Source organism: Bacillus sp. RB3, from assembly GCF_030164735.1.
In the GTDB taxonomy this organism is placed as follows: Bacteria; Bacillota; Bacilli; order Bacillales; family Bacillaceae_G; genus Bacillus_A; species Bacillus_A cereus.
In genome coordinates this window covers 1-3,610 of sequence record NZ_JASNGE010000074.1, presented here as the reverse complement: position 1 = coordinate 3,610, position 3,610 = coordinate 1, and the positions used below count along the sequence as shown (strand labels likewise).

Below are 3,610 nucleotides of genomic sequence, written 5' to 3'. Positions count from 1 at the left end.
TCATTTGGCTTTGCATATAAACCAGTTGGTTCATATGGACTAAATGCCATACTTTTTCTTTCCTGTTGTTTCAGTACCTCAACATCCCCTTTTCCTGGGACTGTAAATGTTCTATTTTCAGATTTGACTGACTTTTCACTTTGCAGTGATGTCGATAAACTTTTTTGCTGCTGCGTTTCCTCCGCAAAGACATCTGATGAAGAAGCCATTCCAGAAGCAATTATAGTTAATGTTGCAGTAGCTACAAGTATTCTTTTAGTTTTATGCTTTGATTTATTCCCCATAGTATCTCCCTCACATTTCCTTAATAAATTTAATAGTTTTCGTTTCGTTAGCGTGTACTTACGTGCAAAAGCAGTTCATGAACTTGTATTTATTACTTTTCACATAGCCCTCCCCTCGTTCTGTTTATAATTATATTTAGATGTTATTTTATGACACATATTAATACAACTTTATAAAATATCAATCAATAATGAGCTTTTATGTTTTGATTAAGTATTCCTAACTAACTTATAAATCAAATAAATTACATAAAGGTAGTCATTTTGTGTGAATAGTACTTTAAATCAAATTATTTTCAGATTAATAATTCACAAAAAATTAATATTATGTAAAATTCTATCAAGGAAATAAATACAAACTGATTCGTCATGTGTACATTGAAATCACTCAGACATTTACTATCATCCAAATACTTCATTCATTTTTTCTATTTCAGTTTAAGTTTTTAAGTTATTAGGAGATAAAAAAACGAATCTATTTTAAAAATAGATTCGTTTTTTTTTACGTATAACATAAACTCTCAAGTTTTTTTGATTGAATTTTTTATAAAAAGAAAAGGCACATCCCAAAAGAGAAGAATCCTACTTGCTCAAACATGTAGGTTGTGATAACCTTTGTCTCTGATATATCTCATTTATAGTTTGTTTAATTGACTATGTCTTTTAGAATACATAAAATATACTATTATCCCTATAAATAACCAAATACCGAAATAAACCCAAGTTTTTAAAGGTAGATTTACCATTAAGAATAAGCAACATGTTATTGAAATAATTGGTAAGATTGGTACCAGTGGTACCATGAAACCACGTTTTAAATTTGGATGTGTTTTACGAAGAATAATAACTGACACACCAACCATCGCAAATGTTAATAACGCTCCAATATTCGCTAAATTCGATAATTCTTTTAAATCGATAAATCCAGCAATTAAAGCACTACCAATACCTGTTAACCAAGTTGAGAATACTGGTGCTTCTGTCTTCTTATTAATTTTCGCAAACGATTTTGGTAATAAGCCGTCACGACTCATCGCAAAGAATACACGTGTTGTTGCATAAATGTAAGCGAAAATTACAGCCATAATACCAATTACAGCTCCAACTGCGATTATACCCGCTACTTTATCTTGTCCTACAACTTCTAATACGTAGGCCATTGCTTCTGGTACATCTAATTTCTTATAAGAAACCATACCAGTCATAACAAGGCAAACTATAACATAAATAATTGTACAAATAACTAGCGAAGCAATAATACCAATCGGTAAATCACGTTGTGGATTTTTTACTTCTTCAGCAGACGTTGCTAACGCATCAAATCCTAAAAAGGCAAAAAATACTGCAGCTCCTCCGGCAAAGATTCCGCTTATACCATAAGGTGCAAACGGGATCCAGTTTTCTGGTTTTACGTAAAATATACCAACTGAAATGAATAAAACAACAATACCAATTTTTATTAATACCATTGCGTTATTCACTCGCTTACTTTCTTTCGTGCCTTTTGATAATAACCAAGTTAATAACAAAGTAATGATTACTGCTGGTAAGTTAACGATTCCACCTTGTGTTGGAATTGTTAAAAGTGATCTTGGTATCTCAACCCCAAACCCGTTTAATAAGTTGTGAAAATAGCCTGTCCATCCACCCGCTACTGCGGCAGTTGTAACTATATATACAGACAATAAAGTCCATCCCATTAAGTGGGCTACAAACTCACCAATCGTCGCATATGAATAGGTGTATACACTACCCGAGACTGGAAGGGTAGATGCGATTTCCGCATAACATAGGGCTGCAAACCCACAAACAATTGCGGCAATCATAAATGAAAAAATAACTGCTGGCCCCGCATCTCTTGAAGCTACTAATCCAGTTAATACAAGTACTCCTGTACCAATTATTGCACCAATCCCTAGCATGGTAAGGTCAAATGCGCCCAACGTTTTTGTCAAAGTCTTACTTTCACTATCTTCCAACAATTTCTTTACTGATTTTTTCCTAAATAAGTTGGCCATCACACACGCCTCCTTTTATTTAAAAAGGAGCTAAGATATCGTCTCCTAGCTCCCCTTAAGTAAAATAATTTTATTTTATAAGATTATTGAATCGTTATTTTACCTCATTGGCAACAAAGAAATGCTCACATACAGTTGAAATACGTTTTAAATCCACATTGCCGCCTGAAATAACCGCTACTACTTTTTTACCCTGTACATATTTATCAACTTTGCCTGCAAGAAGAGCGGCTGTGGCTAATGCTCCCGCACCTTCTACGACAGCTTTTCCGCGTTGCAGTAAGTCTTTCATCGCTACTTCTAATTCTTCTTCCGATACAGTTACAATGTCATCTACTAGGTCTTTTACAATTTCAAAAGTTAAATTTCCAGGTATTTTTACCGCACAACCATCCGCTATTGTTGGTGCTTCATAGTGTTCTAAAATTCTCCCCGCATCATAAGAAGCTTTCATTCCATGAACATTATCTGCTTGAACCCCAATAATATTAATGGAAGGATTAAATGATTTCAGCGCTACAGCAATCCCTGAAATAATTCCTCCACCACCAATAGGAACAATAACAGTATCAACATCCCACATATCATCCAGAATATCTAACCCAATTGTCCCTTGACCAGCCATTACTTCTACATCATCATATGGATGTAGGTATGTTTCCCCTGTTTCTTTTATAATCTCTTCACATTTCGCTTTTGCATCATCAAACGTATCACCGTATAAAATAACTTCCGAACCATATCCTCTCGTCGCATCCACTTTAGCTTGCGGTGCAGAGGTTGGCATCACAATTTTACTTTTGATTCCAAGTAAATGAGAAGATAATGCGACACCTTGTGCATGATTTCCAGCTGAACAAGCGATTACACCACGTTCTTTTTCTTCATTTGTTAGTTGGGAAATTTTATTAAATGCACCACGAAACTTGAATGAACCCGTTAACTGCATGTTTTCCAACTTTAAATAAATTTCTCCACCGGTTTTACTAGTTAAATAGAAAGATTTAACCAAAGGTGTTTTTCGGGCATTTACATCAAGAATTTCTTTGGCTTTTTTAATGTCAGTGATATCTAACAATACGTTTTTGGTAATCATACTAACACTTCTTTCAATTGTTTAAAGTCCAAACCTAGCGTCATACCTAAATTTTCATAGGTAATAATACCTTTATATACATTTACCCCAGATGCTAATGATGATTTATTTTGAATTGCATTTTCTAATCCATCTTTAGAAATTGCTAGTAAATACTCAATATTTCCATTTGCCAACGCCATAGTTGAAGTACGTGGGGTGGCACCAGGCAT

General features: G+C 34.2%; 2 protein-coding genes and 2 pseudogenes. All 4 read right to left on the bottom strand.

The annotated features are described in order from the left end of the window. Positions 1-284, bottom strand: a pseudogene (locus tag QO049_RS30280) (M60 family metallopeptidase); the annotation flags it as partial. Positions 285-919: 635 nt separating this feature from the next. Further along, positions 920-2,302, bottom strand: coding sequence for an amino acid permease (locus QO049_RS30275; protein ID WP_087965587.1), 1,383 nt, complete (start codon positions 2,300-2,302; stop codon positions 920-922). Between the two features lie 94 nt (positions 2,303-2,396). Continuing rightward, the gene (gene tdcB, locus QO049_RS30270; protein WP_000628980.1) at positions 2,397-3,398 is read right to left on the bottom strand and encodes a bifunctional threonine ammonia-lyase/L-serine ammonia-lyase TdcB; all 1,002 of its coding nucleotides are present in this window, start codon (positions 3,396-3,398) and stop codon (positions 2,397-2,399) included. Further along, positions 3,395-3,610, bottom strand: a pseudogene (locus QO049_RS30265) (alanine dehydrogenase); the annotation flags it as partial. The pseudogene QO049_RS30265 and the gene tdcB, both read right to left, overlap by 4 nt.

Excerpts from the sequence above, each read along its gene's own strand:
- QO049_RS30275 (WP_087965587.1), bottom strand. The coding sequence starts at position 2,302 with ATGGCCAACTTATTTAGGAAAAAATCAGTAAAGAAATTGTTGGAAGAT.
- tdcB (WP_000628980.1), bottom strand. The coding sequence starts at position 3,398 with ATGATTACCAAAAACGTATTGTTAGATATCACTGACATTAAAAAAGCC.